Below are 19,379 nucleotides of genomic sequence, written 5' to 3'. Positions count from 1 at the left end.
GTGCAAGGTGATAGGTACAAAAAAGCACCGACGAGCGGTGCTTAATTGTCTGTTTTGGTGCTGCGATGCAACAGCTTAACCCGGCACCTTCTTCAGCATTTCCAGGCCTACCTTGCCGTCTGCGATTTCACGCAGGGCGGTAACGCTGGCCTTGTTCTTGGTTTCAATCTTGGGGGTGTGGCCTTGATTGAGCATGCGGGCGCGGTAAGTCGCGGCCAAAACGAGCTGGAAGCGGTTGGGGATCTGCTCCAGGCTATCTTCAACAGTAATGCGTGCCATCAGGAACTCCGGGAACGGTCAGTTGGATTCAGGGATATTGAGCGACTCGAAGGTGTCGGCGCGAAGGCGCCGCTGGGCCGCATATTTGAGGCGTTGCGCGTGAATGATCGCCTTGAGATCAAAGAGCGCACTCTCAAACAGTTCGTTGATTATAACGAAGTCGAATTTTGCGACCTGCGCCATTTCCTCTTCGGCGTTCTTCAGGCGCATCTCGATGACTTCGGGTGCATCCTCGCCGCGATTTTCCAGGCGCGCGCGCAACTCGTCCCAGCTGGGCGGCAGGATGAAGATCAGCACGGCATTGGGAAAGGCCTGCTTGACCTGCAGGGCACCCTGGTAGTCGATCTCGAGCAGCACATCGGTGCCGCTCTGGATGCGCTCTTCCAGAGACCTCTTGGCCGTGCCGTAGCGGCGGCTGTGCACATTGGCCCATTCGACAAAGCCGTTGTTGGCGACCATGGCGTCGAATTCGGCGTCCGAGACGAAGTAGTACTCACGGCCATGCTTTTCCTGGCCGCGCGGCGCGCGCGTGGTGTGAGAGACGGAGGGGTAGACGCGTGCGTCGAATTCACGCAGGGCGCGTACCAGGGAGGATTTGCCGGCACCGCTGGGTGCCGACACGACAAATAGATTTCCGGGATGGTCCATGACTTTGGGCATGACTTTGGGCATGAATCGAGCGTACGGTGTGAGTACGCCCAGGGCTTGCTTACTCGATGTTCTGCACTTGTTCGCGCATTTGCTCGATCAGCACCTTCATGTCGACGCTGATGCGGGTCAGCTCCAGCGTGGCTGATTTGGAGCCAAGCGTGTTGGCTTCACGGTGCAGTTCCTGAATCAGGAAGTCCAGACGCTTGCCGATGTCGCCGCCCTTTTTGAGCAGACGCTCGATTTCGTCGAGGTGAGAGCCCAGGCGCGTGACTTCTTCGGCCACATCGATGCGGATGGCAAAGGCCGTGGCTTCGGCCAGGGCGCGATCCTGGGCGGCCTCGGGGGCCACCGAGCCTTCGCCCAGTGCCATGGCTTCCTTCCAGCGCTCCAGAAATTTCTGGCGCTGTTGCTCCACCAGCTGCGGCACCAGAGGCACGGCGGTCTTGGCCAGTGCGCGCAGCTGCTTGATGCGGTCGAGCAGCATCTCGGCCAGGCGTTCGCCCTCGCGGGCACGAGCTGCGAGCAGGTCGGTGATGGCCTGTTCGGCCAGGGCTGGAGCGATTTCGCTCCAGTCCGTGGTGGCTGCACCGGTGCCGCTGCACAGACGCAGCGCGTCGGCCACGGACAGGTCGCGTGCCTTGGGCAGCCAGGCCTGGACGGCGTCCTGCAGGCTCAGCAGACGTTGCAGCTGAGAGGCGGCAGGAAGGGGAAGGGATTGGTTGCTGGAGACGTCGATGGCGGCACGCACTTCGACCTTGCCGCGCTTCAGGCGAGCGGTGAGCAAGGAGCGAAGGGCCGGCTCAAGGGCGCGCAGTTCGTCGGGAAGGCGGAAGGACAAATCCAGAAAGCGGCTATTGACCGCGCGGATCTCAAGGCCCAGACGGCTGTTGGACTGGGACTCTTGACCACCCTCAGCGGATGCGCTGTGCTGGGCACTGGCGTATCCGGTCATGCTGTAAACTGGCATTGGACTTTTGATGGATGCTTGCAATTTCCCGATTATCCGGGTTTCGAATCATCCTTGAGGTTTACCGGTAAAAAATGTCTACTAAAAACAAGCCAGCGCCCCTACCGCCGGGCAGCACAATAGGCGGATACCGGGTGGTGCGCAGGATTTCCTCGGGGGGGTTCGGGATTGTCTACCTGGCTCTGGATGGCGATGGCCAGCAGGTAGCGATCAAGGAGTATCTGCCTGCTTCGCTTGCCACTCGGGCGCCCGCCGAACTGCAGCCCGTCGTGGCGCCAGAGAAGTTGTCCCTTTACCGCCTCGGGCTCAAGAGCTTTTTCGAGGAAGGGCGCTCGCTGGCGCAGATCTCGCACGCCTCCGTGGTGAGCGTGCTGAATTTCTTTCGTGAAAACGAAACCGTCTACATGGTGATGAACTACCTGGAAGGGGCGACCCTGCAGGAGTTCATCGTCACGGCGCGCGAGCTCAAGGCCGAGAAGGTCTTCAGAGAGTCGACCATCCGTTCCCTGTTCGACGAGGTGCTGCGCGGCCTGCGCATCGTGCATCAGCACAAGATGCTGCACCTGGACATCAAGCCCGCCAATATCTTCATCACCAATGACGACAAGGCCGTGCTGATCGATTTCGGCGCGGCGCGCGAAGTGCTGTCGAAAGAGGGCAACTTCATCCGTCCCATGTACACCCCGGGCTTTGCTGCCCCGGAGATGTACCGGCGCGACTCCCAGCTGGGTCCCTGGACCGATATCTACGCCATTGGTGCCTGCATCTATGCCTGCATGCAGGGCATACCGCCCAACGAAGCACCGCAGCGTCAGGACAAGGACCGACTGGCCCTGGCCCTGAACAAGCTGCGCGGCGTGTATTCGGACAATCTGATCGAGGTCGTGGAATGGTGCATGGCCATGGACCCGCTCTCGCGCCCGCAGTCGGTGTTTGCCCTGCAAAAAGAGCTGAGCCGCGAGGGCGAGCGTCGCTATACAAAGCTCAGCATGCAGGAACGCATGCGCATGCAGTTTGACAATATGGTGCATGACGCCAGGAAGAATCTTCAGAAACTCGGCGGCTCCGAACGTGGAGCGGTGACCGACAGCAATCGCAAACCATGAAATTTTCCGTCTTCCAGCTCAGCCGCCGCGGAGGCCGTGCCCTCAACGAAGACCGTATGGGCTACTGCTATACGCGAGAGGCGGCGCTGTTCGTGTTGGCGGACGGGATGGGCGGGCATCCGGACGGCGAGGTGGCCGCGCAGATTGCACTGCAGGTGGTCTCCACGCTGTTTCAGCAGAAGGCCAAGCCACTGGTGGAAGATCCGGCCGGGTTCCTGGAAGAGGCGCTGCTGCTGGCCCATCGCCAGATCCTGCGCTATGCCAGCACCAAGGGCATGATGGACACGCCGCGCACCACGCTGGTGGCGGCGGTGCTGCAGGAAGGCAAGGTGACCTGGATTCATTGCGGCGACTCGCGCCTGTACTGGGTGCGCGAGGGGCAGCTCGTGGAGCGCACGCGCGACCACTCGTACACCGAGATGCGCAAGGTCTCGGCCGTGCTCGCCCAGGCCAACCGCAATGTGCTGTTCACCTGCCTGGGCTCGCCCTCCAAGCCCATCTTCGATGTGAGCGAGACCAGGCGGCTGGAGGAAGGCGATCAGCTGATGCTGTGCTCGGACGGCCTCTGGGGTGCGATGCCGACGCCGGAAATTCTCCAGATCATGAACGGCAAGGCCGTGGCCCACTTTGTGCCCATGCTGGTCGACACCGCACTCAAGCGCGCCGGGGACAGCAGCGACAATGTCACCGTGCTGGCACTGGTATGGGAAACACCGAATAATTTCGAACCGTCCTCCATCTCCACCCAGGAGATCGAGGATCAGGGCTTTGAGTCCACGATACAGGTGGGGCCGCTCGAAGACTGCGAGGATGAGCTCGACGACGCGGCCATCGAGCGATCGATCGCCGAAATCAACGAGGCCATACGTCGCTCGGCACAGCGCCAGAAAGCCAAGACCTGAATCGGGTTGCAGGCTGCAGCAGGCCTGGGCTTGAAACTACTGAATCAATAGCTGATTGCGCAATCGCCACAAGCGTTTGCATGGATTTTTATGAAGAAAATTGTGCTGGCATCCAACAACCGCGGCAAGCTCGTCGAGTTGCAGGCCATGTTTGCCCCGCTGGGCGTGGAGCTGATTCGCCAGGGCGATCTGTTCGAAGGCGAAGCTCCCGAGCCCTATGGCACGTTTGTCGAGAATGCGTTGTCCAAGGCGCGCTTCGCGGCCGAGAAGACCGGCTTGCCTGCCATTGCCGATGACGCCGGCATGTGCGTGGATCATTTCGGCGGTCTGCCCGGCGTAGATACGGCCTACTATTGCACCCAGTTCGGCTACGAGAAGAGCGACGACAACAATGTGCGCGCGCTGCTCGAGCAGATGCAGGGCGTGGCCAATCGCCGTGCCGCCATGGTCAGCACCCTGGTGGGGGTGCGCTCGCCCAAGGACCCCGAGCCACTGATTGCCGTGGGCCGTGTACAGGCCCTGCTCACGACCGAGCGCCGTGGCAGCAATGGCTTCGGCTTTGACCCGGTACTGCTGATCCCCGAGCTGGGCCTGACCTTTGCCGAGATGACGCCCGAGCTCAAGCATGCCCACAGCCATCGCGGTCGTTCTTCGCGCACCATGATCGAGATGGTGAAGGAGCGCTGGTTATAACCAGCGGTTCCCCCTGAGGCGCTTTGCGCCTTCCCCCTCTCTCGCTTCGCGGGATGGGGACGACGGCCTCGCTGCGGGGCGGCGGGGCCGCCTAGGCCCTTGCTTGCTGTCCCCTGGCTGGGGTGTGCTAGTTTTAGCGGCGTCGGTTTTGTTTGCGCTAGAAAAGCATATTTCCCATGATCCCCATTCAGCCTCAAGCAGAGACCGCCGAAGCGGCGGTGCAGCGCGATATTCAGCATTACATGCGTCCCGGCACGCTGCAGCTGGGCAGCCTTCCGCCGCTGTCGCTGTATGTGCATCTGCCCTGGTGTCTCAAGAAATGCCCGTACTGCGATTTCAACTCGCATGCCTGGGCCAAGGGGGATGCACTCCCCGAGGACCGCTATATCGATGCCCTGATGGCCGATCTGGAGAGCGCACTGCCGTTGATCTGGGGGCGCACGGTGCACAGCGTCTTCATGGGCGGGGGCACGCCCAGCCTGTTCTCGCCCGAGTCCATAGACAAGCTGATTGCCGGTCTGCGTGCGCGTCTGCGCATGGAGCCCGATTGCGAGATCACCATGGAAGCCAACCCCGGCACCTTCGAGAAGGACCGCTTCAAGGCCTTCCGTGCGGCCGGCGTGAACCGCTTGTCCATAGGGGTGCAGAGCTTTGACGACCGCTATCTGCAGGCCGTGGGGCGCGTGCATGATGCGGCGCAGGCCCAGGCTGCGGTGCGCGAGGCGGCTGACAATTTCGAGACCTTCAATATCGACCTGATGTATGCGCTGCCCGGCCAGAGTCTTGCCGATCTGCAGCGCGATGTGGACACGGCGCTGTCGTTTGCACCGCCGCATCTGTCGATCTATCACCTGACCATCGAGCCCAACACCTATTTCGCCAAATACCCGCCCGTGGTGCCCGAGGACGATACGGCCTATGAGATGCTGGACCTGATCACGGCCAGCACCCAGGGAGCCGGCATGCAGCGCTACGAAGTCTCGGCCTATGCCAAGGAAGGCCACCAGTGCTTTCACAATAGCAACTACTGGCAGTTCGGCGACTATCTGGGCATTGGCGCGGGTGCGCACAGCAAGCTGAGCTTTGCCCATCGCATCGTGCGCCAGGTGCGTTTCCGCGATCCGGCTCGCTATATGGACATGGCGCTGGCCGGCACGCCGCTGGCACAGGACAACGAGGTCAAGCGCGCAGAGCTACCGTTCGAGTACATGCTCAACGCGTTGCGCCTGCGCGGCGGTTTCGCGCTGCAGGAGTTCATGGAGCGCACAGGCCTGCCCATGTCAGCCATCGCCAAGGGACTGGATCAGGCGCAGGCCAAGGGCCTGATCACCCGCGACCTGGGTCGCGTGGTGCCGACCGAGCGTGGCTTCGACTTCCTCAGTGACCTGCAGGAAATGTTCCTATAGGCCTGGCAAGGAGATTCAGCCGCAGCGCAGCGCCGTGATCTTGCCCGCGTCATTGGTGATGACGTTCAGGCGCTCCTGGTTGTAATCCATGGTGGCGGGCTGACCTTCGCGCAGCACGCGCAGCAGGTAAGAGCCGGACTTCTGGCGGATGGTCTCCAGCGTCGACGCCACGGTGTTGTGGCCCAGATAGATCTGTACCGGCTCGGCATGGCATACCTGCAGCTGGCGTGCAGGCGGCGCGCGCGTGCCGTCGGTGGCTGTGCCATTGCTGGCGCAGCCGGCCATCAGCAAGGCCGCAGTGGCACCGGTCAGGCCCAGCAAGGCGCGGGCGGAAATTGGCAAAGTAGTGGTTCTATGCTTCATGCCCCACACCATAGCGCCCCCAGGTAGCCGCGCCTGCCAGACCAGACCCCGATATGCAAGCGGGTGCAACAAGGTGGTCATCGGAATTGATAGCTATAAGCGCAATGCCATCAAGGGATTGATGGTGTTTTTTCACTAATTCCTGGCGTGCTTGCGTCTGGTCTATGGCTTGTGGGTTCCGTCCGCACTCTGAAAGATGCCGGCTTCGATATTCGCAGCCTGCAGCTTGCGCGCGGCCTTTTCGGCGCGCTTGCGGCTTTCGAAGGGACCGCTGCGTACCCGGATGACTTCGCCCTTGTTGCTGGCCATCTTCTGCGTCAGTGCGGGCAGCTTGGACTGGTTCAGTTGGGCCACGATCTTCTCGGCATTGCGGGTCTCCGAGTAGACGCCCAGATTCAGATAGAACTTGCCTGCAACCAGATCCGTTCCGGCTTGCGGCGCCGTGTTTGACGCGGCTTTTACGGGCTGCTCTTTGGGCTCTGCCGCAGGCTTGGCGGCGGGCTTGTCAGCCGGTGTCGCCGGCGGATTTTTGCTGGGCTCGACTTGGGCCGCTGTCTTGTCTGGCACCAGGGCAGGGGCTTGGGGCGCCGCTTTGCCGGCGCTGGCGCCCGTTTCGGCTGCTGCGGTGGGCGCCGGCTCTGGTGGGCGGGTCTCGGGTTGGGTGGCAGCGGCGGCAGGAGCTGCCGGGACCGGGTTTGCCATGGTGCGAGGGGCGGCGGCGCTGGTGGCGCTGTCGGCTGCGGGCCTGGTGATGGCTGCAGGTTCCGCGCTTGGCAGCGGTGCCGGATTTTCGGGGGGCAGCAGTGCCATGCCTGCGCCTGCGGCTGCGGCTACAGGCAGGGCCAGAACCAGCATGGCGGCAGTCCTGTTGCGCGGCGCTGCAGCCTGCTCCTGCAGGTTGGCATGGGCTGCGGCCATATTGGGCGCGTCCGTGATCGCCTGCAGCGTCTGGGCCTTGATCTTGCGCCAGTACCAGCCATTGCCCAGCAGGCCGGGCACGGCCACGGCGACCAGCCACAGGGCAATGCCCAGGCCCAGAGCCATGGCCTCGGGCAGGGCAGGACGCAGGCCGAACCACCAGATCAGCGCGGCTGCCGTCACGGCTGCGAGGTATTTGGCAGCCTCGCGCCAAAGGCCGTGCAGGCTGCACCATGCCAGGGTCAGCAAGGCGGCCGCCATATTCCAGCTGGGCAGGCTGCGGTCCAGGGCGTCAAAGCGCTTGAACTGGGCCAGGTAGAAGTCGCGCGAGCGCGGGTTCAGGCGGCTGGCATAGAGCTGGGGCAGCAGACCGCTATCCTCCTCTTCGGGCGCAGCGGTCTGCCCGGCCTCGTGCTGCAGGCTGTGCTGCATGGAATAGGCCGCTGCTGCAAAGGCTCCGGCGATGGAGGCAGGCAGGGGGCTGGCGTCCGAGCGCAGAGGCTGGTCCAGCACAGGTTCCTGGCGCGTGTTCCGGCCAGTGGGGGCGAGCGCAGGGGTGGGGGTGTCCGAAGCGGAAGGCATGGCTGCAATTGTGTCATGGCGTTACGAACAGGCCGAGGGCAGATTCCCAACAAAAAAACCGGCGCCAGGCCGGTTCTTTGCGGGATGGTCAAGGCGCTCAGGCCTGGTGCGCGGGCAGTACGGTGGCGCGGCATTCGCCAAAGCCGATGCGCGCGGCACCGGGCTTTTCGCACCAGCCGGTAAAGACCACGGCGTCGCCGTCGAGCAGGAAGGTGCGGGTTTCGCCGTTGCTCAGGCTCAGGGGCTTTTTACCGCCTTCGGTGATTTCCAGCAGGGCGCCGGCTTCGGCCATGGTGGGGCCGGACAGCGTGCCCGTGCCCAGCAGGTCGCCGGGTTGCAGATCGCAGCCGTTGACGGTGTGGTGGGCAATCAGCTGGGCCATGGTCCAGTAGGCGTGGCGGTAGCTGGTCCGGGTGATCTGCTCGGCGGCCTTGCCTTCTGCGCGCATCTTCTCGGTCTGGATGGCGACCGTGAGCTGCACATCGAGCGCTCCGCGCTGCGAGTTGGCTTCGGAGCTGAGGTAGGGCAGGGGTTGCGGGTCCTCGGACGGGCGCACGAATGCCGTGCGATAGGGCTCCAGTGCTTCCAGCGTCACGATCCAGGGCGAGATGCTGGTGGCGAAGTTCTTGGAGAGAAACGGGCCCAGCGGCTGGTATTCCCAGGCCTGCACGTCGCGGGCCGACCAGTCGTTGAGCAGGCACAGGCCGAAGATATGCCGGTCGGCATCCTCGATGTCGACCGCCTCGCCCCAGGCATTGGCCGAGCCTGCGTAAATGCCCATCTCCAGCTCATAGTCGAGACGGTTGCAGGGCTTGAGCACGGGGTCGGCATCGGGGGCCTTGAGCTGGCCGTTGGGGCGCTTGAAGTCCACGCCCGAGATGCGGATGCTGGACGCGCGACCGTGGTAGCCGATGGGCACCCACTTGTAGTTTTCCATCAGCGGGTTGGTGGGGCGAAACAGCTTGCCCACATTGGTGGCGTGATGCACGGAGGTGTAGAAGTCCGTGTAGTCGCCGACCTGGGCGGGTACGCTGTACTCCACATCGGCCTGGGGCACGAGGCAGGCCTTGAGTGCGGCTTCCTGGGCAGCGCCGGCACGCAGTGCGCGCGACAGGGCCAGGCGCAGGGCCGACCAAGCCTCAGGGCCCATGGCCATCAAGCTGTTGAGCTGGCCCTGCGCCGCTGCTTCGACCTGGGCTTGCACATCGGCGCTCAGTGCCTTGGCATCGCGAACAGCCGCCATATCCAGCACCTGATCGCCAATCGCCACGCCGCCGCGGAAGGCTTCGCTGCTGCTCTTGCGGCGAAAGACGGCAAACGGCAGGTTCTGGATGGGAAAGTCGCTGCTGCCGGTGTTGGCGCTGGCGACCCAGCTTTGCAGGCCGGCGTCGTGGGTTTCGTTCAATGCCATGTTCATCTCCTTGGAACGATTTGAATAAAACAGGCTGTAGCGCTTATCTGCCGAGCGCCATCAGCCGTGAATGGGTAACCGATAGATAGAGTCTTGCCGGTGCCGCACTCAAGCGGCGGTGAAGCCCCCGTCCATATTCCACTGCGCGCCGCGTACCTGGGCGGCGTTGTCGCTGGCCAGAAAGCCGACCAGGGCCGCCACCTGCTCCACCGTCACAAAGGCCTGCGAAGGCTGCTTGGCGCCCAGCAGCCTGGCACGGGCTGCCGCCTCGTCCAGCTGCTCGCGCTGCGCCAGGGCATCAATCTGGGCCTGAACCAGCGGCGTCAGCACCCAGCCGGGGCAGATGGCGTTGCAGGTCACGGGCGTGGTGGCCAGCTCCAGTGCCACGGATTTGGTCAGGCCCAGCAGGCCGTGCTTGCTGGCCACGTAGGCTGGCTTGTGGGCCACGCCGACCAGGCCGCTGACGGAGGCCATATTGATGATGCGCCCCCAGCCGCGCTCCAGCATGGCCGGCGTGCAGGCCTGTATGGTGTGAAACGGTGCGCTCAGGTTGACGGCCAGCATGGTGTTCCAACGATCTGGCGGAAAGCTGAGCACGGATTCCACATGCTGGATGCCGGCGTTGTTGACCAGAATGTCCACCGCGCCCAGCTCGGCGGCGATGCGCCGGGCCAGGGGCGCAATGGCCTGGCCGTCGCTCAGATCCAGCGGGTAATAGCGGGCGGCCACGCCCAGTGCGTGCAGCTCGGCCAGCTGGGCATCGGTGTCGGCAGACGCCTGGGCGCTGCCATGCAGGGCAATGGCGGCGCCTTCGCCGGCCAGCTGCCTGGCAACGGCCCAGCCTATGCCGCTGGTGGAGCCGGTGATCCAGGCCACACGACCGGCATGGGGTTTGGACAGGGGCGGGTTCAGCGGCAGGACGGCGGTCATTTGAGCAAGTCCATTTCCATGTGCACGTATTCGCTGATGAAGCGCACCTTGGCCCAGTAGACGACCAGGCCCTGGGGGTTGCGGGCCCAGCGCAGCGCCTGCATCAGCGGCGTGCCCAGCGGCACGCCCAGGTGCTCGGCAATCAGCTCGTCGGCCGGGGCCACGCTCAGGTACTGGCGCGCTGCAGCGATCTGCGCGGGGTCGTTGCCCAGCGCCTGCGCCAGCGTGGCGCGCTCCAGCTGCTCCTGCAGCTTGGGATAGAGGTTCTGCTCCAGGTACAGCTCGGACAGGCAAAAGCGGGCCTCGCCATGCCTGTGCACGCGCAGAAAATAGGTATAGGCCGGGGCCAGTTCGCCAGGGCTGGGAAAGCCGGCCGGAATCGGCGGCACGCAGTCATTGGCCTGCTGCAGCGTGGTCTGCTGAATCTGCTCGCCAAAAGCCACGAGCTCCCGCCAACTGGTGGGCAGCAGAAAGGACGGCGGCTTGCAGGGCTGGCTCACCACCCTGGTGCCGCCGCGCTTGCGGGTCTCCAGCAGGCCTTCGTCGACCAGCGCATGCACGGCCATGCGCACCGTGGTGCGCGAGACGCTGTGCAGCGCCTCCAGCTCTTCGACCGTGGGAATGCTGTGTCCGAGCGCCCATTCGCCGGTCGCGATCTTGTTGCGGAAGAGTCGGGCCAGCTGCAGGTGCAGCTTGTCGCGGGATTGGGAAGCGGTGGACACAGCAGTCATGGGCGCGGATTGGACGGGGCCAGTGTAGCAAATAAAGTATCTAAATAAATACTTTATTAAGAGGATTACGCAGACGCCCGGAATGGATCAATGAGAAAGAGACCTGCAGCGCACCTGGCCGTGTGCAGCGCAAGAGTTCACAAATGTCACCATTCTGTTGGTGCAAATGACTTTTAAACTCCAAGCTTTTGATAGCGGACAGTGCAAGCAGCCATTGGTTGCAATGCGCTTTGATAGGGGGAGATCCCCCGCCAGGGAGTTGGTAGTTTCATGCACAAGCAGTACGAGTGGCAGTTTTTCCGCGCCGGCGAGGTGGACCAGGTGGTCATTCGCACGGGCCAGGACATTGCCCATATTGGTGAGCTGGATCAGAAGCTGTGGGTGGCCCTGGCCTGTCCCACACGCGGCATCGAGTTCGACAGCGCGACGCTGGATCTGATCGACGAGAGCAAGGACGGCCGCATCCGTCCCCCCGAGCTGGTGGCCGCCTGTGAATGGGCCGTGGCCAGAGTGCGTGACCCGCAGGTGCTGGCCGATGGCGGCGATGTGCTGCAGCTGCGTAGCATCAACGATGCGACGCCAGAAGGCGCGCTGCTGCTGGCCGAAGCCAGGCGCGTGCTGGAGCTCGCGGGCCTGTCCGATGCCTCAGTCATCACGCTGGCCCAGGTGCAGGAGCGCATGGCCTCGCTGCAGGCCCTGCGCTTCAATGGCGACGGCATCGTCAGTGCGGCCACGGCCGAAGGCGACGAGGCTCTGGCCGCTCTGATTGCGCGCATTCAGGAGCTGTACGGTGCCGTGGACGGCAGCGATGGCGTGCCCGGCATCGATCGCAGCAAGGCAGAGGCCTTCTGGGAGGACGTGCAAGCCCTGCAGACCTGGTTTGCCCAGGCGGCCGAGCTGGGCTGCCATTTGCAGCCGCGTGCGCTGGCACTGGCGGCGGCCGAGGCCGTGAACGCCGTGCAGGCCAAGGTCGATGACTTTTTTGCGCGCACACGACTGGTGGAATTCGATGCCAATGCACGGGCGCCGCTCAACCCCACGGAAGAAGGCTATGCGGCTCTGGGAGCGCAGGTGCTCAGCAATGCCTCGGAGTCTCTGGCGGCGCTGCCGCTGGCCGCCGTCACCGGCGAGCGCAGCCTGCCGCTGGTGCATGGCGTCAACCCCGCCTGGGCAGCGGCCCTGCAGACCCTGCGCGAGCAGGCCGTGCAGCCCGTGTTCGGCGAGGCCCTGAGCGCGCTGACCGAAGACCAGTGGGAGCAGCTCAAGACCATGCTGGCCCATTGCCAGCAATGGCTGGCCGAGTGCCCGGCCACGCCGCTGGGCTCGATCGCCGAGGCCGAGGTGCAGCAGCTGCTGGCCAGCGGCCTGAAGGACGCGCTGATGCAGCTGCTGGACCAGGACGATGCCGAGAAGGAGCATGCCGTGCAGGCCATGGCCCTGGAAAAGCTGATCCGGCTGCAGCGCGATCTGCTGCCTCTGCTCAACAACTTTGTCTCCTTCTCCAGCTTCTATCGCCGCGAAGGCGCTGCCTTCCAGGCCGGAACCTTGTTCCTGGACGGCCGCAGCTGCGATCTGACCGTGGAGGTGGCCGATGCTGCCGCCCACTCGGTACTGGCCGCCATGGCGAAAACCTATCTGGCCTATTGCGAGTGCAAGCGCGAGGGGCAGAAGAAAATCATCGTTGCGGCCTTCACGGCAGGCGATGTGGATTTTCTGTTCGTGGGGCGCAACGGCGTGTTCTACGACCGTGCGGGCCAGGACTGGGATGCGACCATCGTCAAGCTCATCGACAACCCGACCAGCATCGGCCAGGCCTTCTTCTCGCCCTACAAGAAGTTCCTGCGCATGATCGAGGAGCAGGTCGCCAAGCATGCAGCGGCCAAGAACGATGTGGTGAACACCAGCCTCGGCGACAACGCGACCAAGCTGGTGACGGCGCCCAAGGAACTGACCGCAGCGTCGGCTGCCGCAGCGCCGGCCGCCGCCGCCACGCGCAAGACCGATGTGGGCACGGTGGCCGCCATCGGCGTGGCGCTGGGTTCGCTGAGCGCCGTGATCGTCGGCATCTTCGGCAAGTTCATCGAACTGGGGCCCTGGATTCCGGTGGCCATTCTGGGCCTGATCCTGGCCATCTCCGGCCCCAGCATGCTGATTGCCTGGCTCAAGCTGCGCCAGCGCAGCCTGGGACCGATTCTGGATGCCAGCGGCTGGGCCATCAATGGCCGCATGAACATCAATCTGGGTCTGGGTCGCAGCCTGTCGCAGACGGCCAGGGTGCCGGTCAATGCCAAGCGCAACTTTGCCGACCCCTATGCCGACAGCCACGGCCTGCGCAACAGCCTGTGCCTGCTGGCGCTGCTGGCCCTTGCCGTGCTGCTGTCCTGGCGCATGCACTGGCTGGACGCCGTGCTGCCCGCCAGCTGGCAGCATGTCCCGGCGGCGGCCAGCGCGCCAGCGGTCACCGCACCGGCAGCGGCCGCAGCAGAGTCCGCTGTCAGGTAAGCCATAGGCGTGCGCCGTCTGCAGAGGCTGGCGGAAGGCCCATCGCTTCGCTGCACCACCCAATACCGCTTGCATGGGTGCGGTATTGGGGGCTGGAGCCGGAATCTGTCCTAGAGTGCTGTTCTGTACTCACCGAAGCATCTTGGATGTGCATGCATTCAAGGTGCTTTTTCATTGCATTTGATGACAGGAGCAAGCCATGGGACGTCCCATCCATTCCGCGCATGAACTTCTCGCCACCAATGAGCGTGAGCTCTACGATCTTTCCCGGTCCGATACGGCCCTGGTCAGGCTGAGCCCGGCCCAGCGCCGTCTGCAGTTGCAGCGCGCCCGCGCCATGCGCGATCGGGCGCGTGCGCTGTACCGCCGTCAGGTCGGCCACACGCTGCACCACACGGCCACCAAGCGTGGCTTCACGGGCATGGCCAATGAGCGCACCCGCCAGAAGGCCCAGGTGCTGTCCGAGGTGGTGCGCCGGCTGGCGGGCGAGCTGGCCTGAGTTCCCCGCAATCTCTGCGGAGCTTTTTAGCTATTGAAAAGTGAGCTTATTGCGCTCGTCAATCAATGATTTCAATATCAAATGCCGTTGAAGTCGTTGAATGACTTGCGTAGTTAGCTCATTTTTTATGCTTGAGGCAGATGCACGGCCGACAGCAGTGGCATGCCGGTGCGGCGCGTGAACTCCTCGTAGCTGATGGGCGGGCCCATGCGGGTGTCGGCGCTATTGGCCTGCCAGTACACCCAGCTCTTGCCGGTGCTGGCGTCATAGACCAGCTTGAAGAGGTGATCGGGCACCGCCACCTTGCTCTCACCGATGGTGGCGGCGTTCTTGTTGAAGACAGGGCCGGTGAAGACAAAGACATCGCCCCGGGCACGCAGCGCATATTTGCGCGTGGCCTGTTCCACCTGGCTCCAGGCGCCCGCGTTGTGCACCTGGTTCTGCGGCACCATGTTCGCGAGGCTGAAGCTCTGGGCCATGGCCTCGGGCGTGCTCATGTCGGCTGCCGGGGCCATATGGCCGCGCGAGAAGCCGGAGCGCTTGTAGTCGTCGAGTTCGGAGCGCTCGGCGCGCGGCAGGCGGGCGTCGGCATAGAACTTGTCGCTGCGCTGCAAGCCCTGGGCCTGCTGCAGCACCTGGCGATTCAGGCGCTCGGCGACGAATACCGGGGTCTTGGTGCTGCCGTTGTGCAGCACGGCAAAACCTGAAAAGCACAGCTCGCGCTCGCGGGGGTGAAGCTGCAGGGCCGGAGCCTTGCCGCCGGGAAAGAACTGCGGGCAGCGGGCGAAGTGCGTGGGCAGGGCCGTGGCCGTGACATCGGCCTTGTCCACCTTGCCGCCCACGCTGGGCGTGTGGGTGCCGGAGCTGGAACCGGAGCCGGAACGCAGACCATCCAGATCCGGCCAGCCGTTCTTGCGAAAGGCCTGCAGGGTCTGGCCGAGCGCATCGAGTTCGGGGATATGCAGGGCTGCCAGCGCCCGGCCCAGCAGTTTCTCGGCGGAGACGCTGGGGTTGAAGCTGCAACTGGCAATCTGGAAGCTGGCCAGTGCCGCAGCGCCCGCAGACAGGGCAAAGCGCCTGATGCGTGAGAAGCTGTAGCCGGCAGTCCTGGAAGCGGTGCCGCGCTTGCGCGCAGGCGTTTTCTTTTTCTTGGCGGTCGTCATTCAGGCGGCAATGGTACGCCGCCTGAATGCTGCCTGAGGCGTGATGCGGGCCGCCGGCCGCACTTTGTGTGTCCGGCAATGAAACCGTATGTGAACTGTCGGTCAAGAGGCCTGTGATTCAGGGGCAGCCTGGGTGCTTCAGGCCATGATGCTGCCGATATTGTCCCGGCGTCAGTCCCAGGTGCTTGCGAAACAGCTGGCCCATATGCGACTGGTGGTTGAAGCCGCAGTCCAGCGCGATTTGCGTGAGGGGCAGTTCGGCACTTCGCATCATGGCGCGCGCAGCCTGCAGCCGGGTCTCCGTGATCCAGGCATGCGGCGTCATGCCCGTAAGCCGTGTGAATTCGCGCAGAAAGCGCAAGGGGCTGGTGTCCACCATGGCGGACAGATCGGCAATGCTCAGCGGCCGCTCGAACTCGGCGGCAATGCGGTCCAGCACGCGTCCATAGCCGGTGCCGGGGCGGGCGTCGGCCTTGCTGGCGCTGCCCTCCTGGCAGGCCATGAACTGCAGCGCAGTCTGCTCGATGGCCAGAGCCTCCGGCCGGGGGCTGAGCAGCAGCAGGCGCAGATGCAGTGCCATCTGCAATGCGGAGCGCTGGCCATGTTGCGAGATGCGCTGCGACGGCCTGGGCGCGTCAGCCTCATGGGCGGCATAGCGCAGCACCAGATATTCGCCACCGGTGGCCGATTCGGAAAACACCTCGACGCCTGGCGGCGTATAGCTCAGGGTGCCGGGCCAGGTGTCGAAGTCTTCGCGCCTGTCGGAGGCAATGGCGTGCACGCCTTGCTGTCTTTGCAGCGCAATGCCCAGCGCATGCATGCGCACCGGGTCGCGGCTGCTGTAGGCGGCGCGCCCGAGCAAATGGATCTGCACGGATGGCGTATCGGTTGCCGAAGGCTGAATCAGATGGGTCTTCATGGCGGGCTGAAATTTCATGATAGACGATGGCGGCCGGCCGGCCTCACACTGCTGCTCATGAATCAAGACCTGCAAACAAGCACCGGGCCGCAACGCGTCATAGGCCTGATCGGCGGCATGAGCTGGGAGTCCAGCGCCGAGTACTACCGCCTGATCAACCAGGGTGTCCGGGAGCGTCTGGGTGCGTTGCGCTCGGCCAGACTGCTGATGTATAGCGTGGACTTCGGCCCTGTCGAGCAGGCCCAGCATGAAGGCCGCTGGGACGATGCGGCGGCGCTGCTGGCCGATGCTGCCCGGCGCCTGCAAGCCGGGGGCGCCGACTGTGTGCTGCTTTGCACCAACACCATGCACAAGGTGGCGGATCAGGTGGCGGCAGCGGTGTCGATTCCGTTTGTGCACATAGCCGACCCGGTCGGGGCGGCTGCGCGTGCAGCCGATGTGCAGGTGCTGGGGCTGCTGGGCACGCGCTTCACGATGGAGCAGCCGTTCATGCGCGAGAGGCTGGAGCAGCAGTTCGGCCTGAAGGTGCTGGTGCCCGACGAAGCCGAGCGCACGCAGGTGCATCGCATCATCTATGAGGAGCTTTGCGCGGGGCAGATCAGCGATGTGTCGCGCAAGCTCTATCAGCGTGCCATCGAGTCATTGGCGGCCCGCGGAGCCCAGGCCGTGGTGCTGGGATGCACGGAAATCGGCTTGCTCATCAAGCCCGCAGACAGCGTGCTGCCGGTGCTGGACACCACGGCTTTGCATGCTGCAGCGGCCGTGGATTTTGCGCTGCAGGACTGAGCTGACGGATCTCAGTGCGCCGAGCCCGGCTGGAGAATTTCCGGAATGGCGCAATGCGTGCTGGCTTCGTTCATGGCGATGTCATGCTCGTGCTTGGCCACTTCCACCGACATGGCCTGCGGCAGCGGCACGGCGTTCTTCACGGCCAGAATCTCGGCCATCACGCTCACGGCGATCTCTGCCGGAGTCTTGCTGCCGATATAGAGGCCGATGGGGCCGCGCAGCCTGGCCAGCGAGGCTTCGGTCTCGCCGAAGTGCTCCATCATGCGCTCGCGCCTTGCGTGGTTGTTGCGGCGCGAGCCGATGGCGCCCACATAGAAGGCGGGGCTGTGCAGGGCTTCGAGCAGGGCCAGGTCGTCGAGCTTGGGGTCGTGGGTGAGGGCGACGATGCAACTGCGCGCATCGGGCTTGAAGGCCGTGACCGCATCGTCCGGCATGTCGGTGACGGTGTTGACCTGGGGCACCGACCAACTGCCCATGTATTCCTCGCGCGGGTCGCAGATGGTGACCGTGAAGCCGTTGAACAAGGCCATGGTGGCCAGGTATTCGGCCAGGGCCCCCGCACCGATCAGCAGCATGCGGTAGCCGGGGCCGAGGTGGTTGACGAGTTGTTGGCCGTCAAACTCCAGCGCGTCGGGGTGCTCTGCCGTCTGCAGGCGGACTTCGCCGCTGCTGCAATCGACGCTGCGTTTCACCAGTGATCCGGCTTCCAGCTCGGCCACCAGTTGCTGCAGGCTGGCCGCATCGGGGTTGAATTCCAGCAGCAGCTCCAGCGTGCCGCCGCAGGGTAGGCCGAAGCGGTGAGCCTCGTCGGCACTCACGCCATAGCGCACCAGCTGCGGCGGGCCGTCCGGAATGCCCAGGTTCTGGTTCAGGGCCTTGGTGTGGCGGGCGATAAGGTCGTCCTCGATGCAGCCGCCGGATACCGAGCCAATGGCACGTCCGTCCTCGCGCAAGGCCATCATGGAGCCCACGGGGCGCGGGGACGAGCCCCAGGTGCGCACCACGGTGGCCAGCAAGGCATGCTGGCCGGCCGAGCGCCAGTCACGCAGTGCCTTGAGTACCAAGACGTCGATATTGTCCATTGCTTGCTTTCTCTGTTTCTCTCGCTCGCCGCAATTTTGAAGCATCAGGCGGGCACCGGGTAGCGGCGCTACCCGTAAATGATCACCCGCAAAAAGGCCTTCCGAGGCCTGAAGGACAGGGAAGGCCGGCTTGTGCAGAGCGGTGCAGCGCTTTGGCAGCGCCTGCTGTCAATGCGCCTGGGTCTGCTTGCGCAGCTGGCCTACCTTGGCAGGCAGGTCCTTCCACTCGTCCACGCCGTACTGGGCACGCATGGTGTTGAGCAGGGTGGCGATCTGTGCATCGCTGAGCGCATGGCGGAAGGCCGGCATGGTGCCCAGGTCGGCATGGGCCGGATGCTGCACGCCTTCGAGCACGGCCATGATGGCGTTGTCGGGCGATGCGGAGTGCAGGCTGGTGCTCAGGGCCAGCTGGGGTCGCACGCCGAAGCTGCTGCCCGAGGGGTCTGCCTTGTGGCAGGCCATGCAGGCGCCCTGGTACAGGCGATAGCCTTCGGCATCGAGTGCCAACTTGGGCTTGGCGGTCTTCTCTTCGATGAGTGCCTTGGCATCGCCAGGGGCGGCGTCGGCCTTGCGGTAGCTCATCAGATAGGTGGCAATGGCGTCGAGATCGGCATCGCTTTGCTGCGACAGGCCGTGGGCCACGGGAGCCATGGGGCCGGCTGCCACACTGTGACGGGCCGAGAAGCCGGTCTTCATGTAGTCGACCAGATCCTGCTTGGTCCAGGGCAGGGGCGAGGCCGTCTTGTCCGTCAGAGCGGGGGCATCCCAACCTTCGGCGCTGCCGCCGGTCAGGTGGAACTCACCCGTTTTCTCGGCGGCCAGGCCGTTGCGCGGTGTGTGGCAGGCGCTGCAGTGACCCAGGCCTTCGACCAGGTAGGCACCGCGATTCCACTCGGGAGCCTGCTTTTCATCGTCCTTGACGACGCCGGGCTTGAGGTAGAGCCAGTTCCAGGCCGCAATGCCGCGGCGCACGTTGTAGGGGAAGTTCAGCTCCGTCTTGGGCGGCTGGTTCTCCACGGCGGGCTCGCTCATCAGAAAGGCGTACAAGGCCTTCATGTCCTCATCCGTCACGCGGCTGAAGGCCGTGTAGGGGAAGGCGGGATAGAGGTACTGGCCTTCGCGGTCCACACCGTGGCGCATGGCGCGCTCGAAGGCTTCATAGCTCCAGCTGCCGATGCCGGTCTGCAGATCGGGCGTGATGTTGCTGGTGTAGATGGTGCCGAAGGGGCTGGGCATGGCCAGACCGCCTGCGTTGGTCTTGCCGTTGGCTGCCGTGTGGCAGACGGCGCAGTCGCCCATGGCGGCCAGCAGCTTGCCCTTGGCAATCTGCTGGGGCGTGAAGTCGGCAGCAGGAATGGCTGACTGGGGCGCAATCTCGCCCTGATGGGTGAGAGCCAGGCCGGCGGCAGCCAGCACGACCACTACAGCCGCACCGCCCGCCAGAATCTTTTGGAACGTTCGCATATCTATGTTCTTTATCGGTGGA

Annotated in this window: 19 protein-coding genes; 7 read left to right on the top strand and 12 right to left on the bottom strand. The window is 64.3% G+C overall.

Features of this window, described 5'->3' with window-relative positions; translation table 11 throughout:
* Positions 1–75: 75 nt before the first annotated feature.
* The 3 genes from rpoZ to DJFAAGMI_RS08455 form a co-directional block, all read right to left on the bottom strand.
* Entirely contained in the window at positions 76–279 is a 204-nt protein-coding gene (gene rpoZ / locus DJFAAGMI_RS08465) for a DNA-directed RNA polymerase subunit omega (RefSeq protein WP_003052081.1), read from the bottom strand.
* Positions 280–297: 18 nt separating this feature from the next.
* On the bottom strand, positions 298–927 hold the full coding sequence (gene gmk / locus DJFAAGMI_RS08460; RefSeq protein WP_043009299.1) for a guanylate kinase: 630 nt from the start codon (positions 925–927) through the stop codon (positions 298–300).
* A 61-nt stretch (positions 928–988) separates the two neighbouring features.
* Positions 989–1,882, bottom strand: a complete 894-nt coding sequence (locus DJFAAGMI_RS08455) for a YicC/YloC family endoribonuclease (protein WP_283245766.1) — start codon at positions 1,880–1,882, stop codon at positions 989–991.
* A gap of 89 nt (positions 1,883–1,971) precedes the next feature.
* Here DJFAAGMI_RS08455 and DJFAAGMI_RS08450 point away from each other — a divergent pair, with 89 nt between their 5' ends.
* The 4 genes from DJFAAGMI_RS08450 (at position 1,972) to hemW (ending at position 6,004) form a co-directional block, all read left to right on the top strand.
* Positions 1,972–3,003 (top strand): serine/threonine protein kinase, encoded by a 1,032-nt coding sequence (locus DJFAAGMI_RS08450; protein ID WP_043009200.1) that lies wholly within the window; start codon positions 1,972–1,974, stop codon positions 3,001–3,003.
* Positions 3,000–3,905, top strand: a complete 906-nt coding sequence (locus DJFAAGMI_RS08445) for a PP2C family protein-serine/threonine phosphatase (protein WP_211456816.1) — start codon at positions 3,000–3,002, stop codon at positions 3,903–3,905. Before DJFAAGMI_RS08450 ends, DJFAAGMI_RS08445 begins: the two co-directional genes overlap by 4 nt.
* A 90-nt stretch (positions 3,906–3,995) precedes the next feature.
* Entirely contained in the window at positions 3,996–4,598 is a 603-nt protein-coding gene (locus DJFAAGMI_RS08440) for a non-canonical purine NTP pyrophosphatase (protein ID WP_043009205.1), read from the top strand.
* Between the two features lie 176 nt (positions 4,599–4,774).
* On the top strand, positions 4,775–6,004 hold the full coding sequence (gene hemW, locus DJFAAGMI_RS08435) for a radical SAM family heme chaperone HemW (protein WP_211456815.1): 1,230 nt from the start codon (positions 4,775–4,777) through the stop codon (positions 6,002–6,004).
* A gap of 15 nt (positions 6,005–6,019) precedes the next feature.
* On the opposite strand, the gene DJFAAGMI_RS08430 is transcribed toward hemW, so the two are convergent.
* The 5 genes from DJFAAGMI_RS08430 to DJFAAGMI_RS08410 form a co-directional block, all read right to left on the bottom strand.
* On the bottom strand, positions 6,020–6,367 hold the full coding sequence (locus tag DJFAAGMI_RS08430) for an I78 family peptidase inhibitor (protein WP_249334097.1): 348 nt from the start codon (positions 6,365–6,367) through the stop codon (positions 6,020–6,022).
* A gap of 162 nt (positions 6,368–6,529) precedes the next feature.
* The gene (locus tag DJFAAGMI_RS08425; protein WP_211456814.1) at positions 6,530–7,867 is read right to left on the bottom strand and encodes an SPOR domain-containing protein; all 1,338 of its coding nucleotides are present in this window, start codon (positions 7,865–7,867) and stop codon (positions 6,530–6,532) included.
* Between the two features lie 97 nt (positions 7,868–7,964).
* Positions 7,965–9,278 carry a fumarylacetoacetase gene (gene fahA, locus DJFAAGMI_RS08420; protein ID WP_211456813.1) on the bottom strand — a complete coding sequence of 438 codons (1,314 nt, stop codon included), beginning with the start codon at positions 9,276–9,278 and terminating at the stop codon, positions 7,965–7,967.
* Positions 9,279–9,386: 108 nt separating this feature from the next.
* Positions 9,387–10,208 carry a 3-hydroxybutyrate dehydrogenase gene (locus DJFAAGMI_RS08415; protein ID WP_211456812.1) on the bottom strand — a complete coding sequence of 274 codons (822 nt, stop codon included), beginning with the start codon at positions 10,206–10,208 and terminating at the stop codon, positions 9,387–9,389.
* Positions 10,205–10,939, bottom strand: a complete 735-nt coding sequence (locus DJFAAGMI_RS08410; RefSeq protein ID WP_211456811.1) for a GntR family transcriptional regulator — start codon at positions 10,937–10,939, stop codon at positions 10,205–10,207. The genes DJFAAGMI_RS08415 and DJFAAGMI_RS08410 overlap by 4 nt, the downstream gene beginning before the upstream one ends.
* Before the next feature lie 270 nt (positions 10,940–11,209).
* On the opposite strand from DJFAAGMI_RS08410, the gene DJFAAGMI_RS08405 reads away from it, so the two are divergent.
* Positions 11,210–13,441 carry a hypothetical protein gene (locus tag DJFAAGMI_RS08405; protein WP_211456810.1) on the top strand — a complete coding sequence of 744 codons (2,232 nt, stop codon included), beginning with the start codon at positions 11,210–11,212 and terminating at the stop codon, positions 13,439–13,441.
* 199 nt (positions 13,442–13,640) lie between these two features.
* Positions 13,641–13,940, top strand: coding sequence for a hypothetical protein (locus DJFAAGMI_RS08400; protein WP_211456809.1), 300 nt, complete (start codon positions 13,641–13,643; stop codon positions 13,938–13,940).
* A 125-nt stretch (positions 13,941–14,065) separates the two neighbouring features.
* Here the strand turns inward: DJFAAGMI_RS08400 and DJFAAGMI_RS08395 are convergent, their stop codons facing one another.
* Positions 14,066–15,103: a DNA/RNA non-specific endonuclease gene (locus tag DJFAAGMI_RS08395; RefSeq protein WP_211456808.1), complete on the bottom strand. Its 1,038-nt coding sequence runs from the start codon at positions 15,101–15,103 to the stop codon at positions 14,066–14,068.
* 118 nt (positions 15,104–15,221) lie between these two features.
* Entirely contained in the window at positions 15,222–16,022 is an 801-nt protein-coding gene (locus DJFAAGMI_RS08390) for an AraC family transcriptional regulator (protein ID WP_211457392.1), read from the bottom strand.
* A gap of 57 nt (positions 16,023–16,079) precedes the next feature.
* Between DJFAAGMI_RS08390 and DJFAAGMI_RS08385 the strand changes: the two genes are divergently transcribed.
* Complete coding sequence (locus DJFAAGMI_RS08385; protein WP_211456807.1) at positions 16,080–16,808, top strand: aspartate/glutamate racemase family protein; 729 nt, start codon at positions 16,080–16,082, stop codon at positions 16,806–16,808.
* Between the two features lie 11 nt (positions 16,809–16,819).
* On the opposite strand, the gene DJFAAGMI_RS08380 is transcribed toward DJFAAGMI_RS08385, so the two are convergent.
* Both DJFAAGMI_RS08380 and DJFAAGMI_RS08375 read right to left on the bottom strand, forming a co-directional pair.
* Positions 16,820–17,893 (bottom strand): XdhC family protein, encoded by a 1,074-nt coding sequence (locus tag DJFAAGMI_RS08380; protein WP_211456806.1) that lies wholly within the window; start codon positions 17,891–17,893, stop codon positions 16,820–16,822.
* Between the two features lie 168 nt (positions 17,894–18,061).
* Entirely contained in the window at positions 18,062–19,357 is a 1,296-nt protein-coding gene (locus DJFAAGMI_RS08375) for a c-type cytochrome (protein ID WP_211456805.1), read from the bottom strand.
* Positions 19,358–19,379 lie beyond the last annotated feature (22 nt).

Source organism: Comamonas brasiliensis, from assembly GCF_018292285.1.
In the GTDB taxonomy this organism is placed as follows: Bacteria; Pseudomonadota; Gammaproteobacteria; order Burkholderiales; family Burkholderiaceae_C; genus Comamonas; species Comamonas brasiliensis.
This window is presented reverse-complemented; position numbering and strand designations above follow the sequence as displayed.

Coding starts and splice junctions, on each gene's coding strand:
- rpoZ (WP_003052081.1), bottom strand. CDS start 279: ATGGCACGCATTACTGTTGAAGATAGCCTGGAGCAGATCCCCAACCGC.
- gmk (WP_043009299.1), bottom strand. CDS start 927: ATGGACCATCCCGGAAATCTATTTGTCGTGTCGGCACCCAGCGGTGCC.
- DJFAAGMI_RS08455 (WP_283245766.1), bottom strand. CDS start 1,882: ATGACCGGATACGCCAGTGCCCAGCACAGCGCATCCGCTGAGGGTGGT.
- DJFAAGMI_RS08450 (WP_043009200.1), top strand. CDS start 1,972: ATGTCTACTAAAAACAAGCCAGCGCCCCTACCGCCGGGCAGCACAATA.
- DJFAAGMI_RS08445 (WP_211456816.1), top strand. CDS start 3,000: ATGAAATTTTCCGTCTTCCAGCTCAGCCGCCGCGGAGGCCGTGCCCTC.
- DJFAAGMI_RS08440 (WP_043009205.1), top strand. CDS start 3,996: ATGAAGAAAATTGTGCTGGCATCCAACAACCGCGGCAAGCTCGTCGAG.
- hemW (WP_211456815.1), top strand. CDS start 4,775: ATGATCCCCATTCAGCCTCAAGCAGAGACCGCCGAAGCGGCGGTGCAG.
- DJFAAGMI_RS08430 (WP_249334097.1), bottom strand. CDS start 6,367: ATGAAGCATAGAACCACTACTTTGCCAATTTCCGCCCGCGCCTTGCTG.
- DJFAAGMI_RS08425 (WP_211456814.1), bottom strand. CDS start 7,867: ATGCCTTCCGCTTCGGACACCCCCACCCCTGCGCTCGCCCCCACTGGC.
- fahA (WP_211456813.1), bottom strand. CDS start 9,278: ATGGCATTGAACGAAACCCACGACGCCGGCCTGCAAAGCTGGGTCGCC.
- DJFAAGMI_RS08415 (WP_211456812.1), bottom strand. CDS start 10,208: ATGACCGCCGTCCTGCCGCTGAACCCGCCCCTGTCCAAACCCCATGCC.
- DJFAAGMI_RS08410 (WP_211456811.1), bottom strand. CDS start 10,939: ATGACTGCTGTGTCCACCGCTTCCCAATCCCGCGACAAGCTGCACCTG.
- DJFAAGMI_RS08405 (WP_211456810.1), top strand. CDS start 11,210: ATGCACAAGCAGTACGAGTGGCAGTTTTTCCGCGCCGGCGAGGTGGAC.
- DJFAAGMI_RS08400 (WP_211456809.1), top strand. CDS start 13,641: ATGGGACGTCCCATCCATTCCGCGCATGAACTTCTCGCCACCAATGAG.
- DJFAAGMI_RS08395 (WP_211456808.1), bottom strand. CDS start 15,103: ATGACGACCGCCAAGAAAAAGAAAACGCCTGCGCGCAAGCGCGGCACC.
- DJFAAGMI_RS08390 (WP_211457392.1), bottom strand. CDS start 16,022: ATGAAGACCCATCTGATTCAGCCTTCGGCAACCGATACGCCATCCGTG.
- DJFAAGMI_RS08385 (WP_211456807.1), top strand. CDS start 16,080: ATGAATCAAGACCTGCAAACAAGCACCGGGCCGCAACGCGTCATAGGC.
- DJFAAGMI_RS08380 (WP_211456806.1), bottom strand. CDS start 17,893: ATGGACAATATCGACGTCTTGGTACTCAAGGCACTGCGTGACTGGCGC.
- DJFAAGMI_RS08375 (WP_211456805.1), bottom strand. CDS start 19,357: ATGCGAACGTTCCAAAAGATTCTGGCGGGCGGTGCGGCTGTAGTGGTC.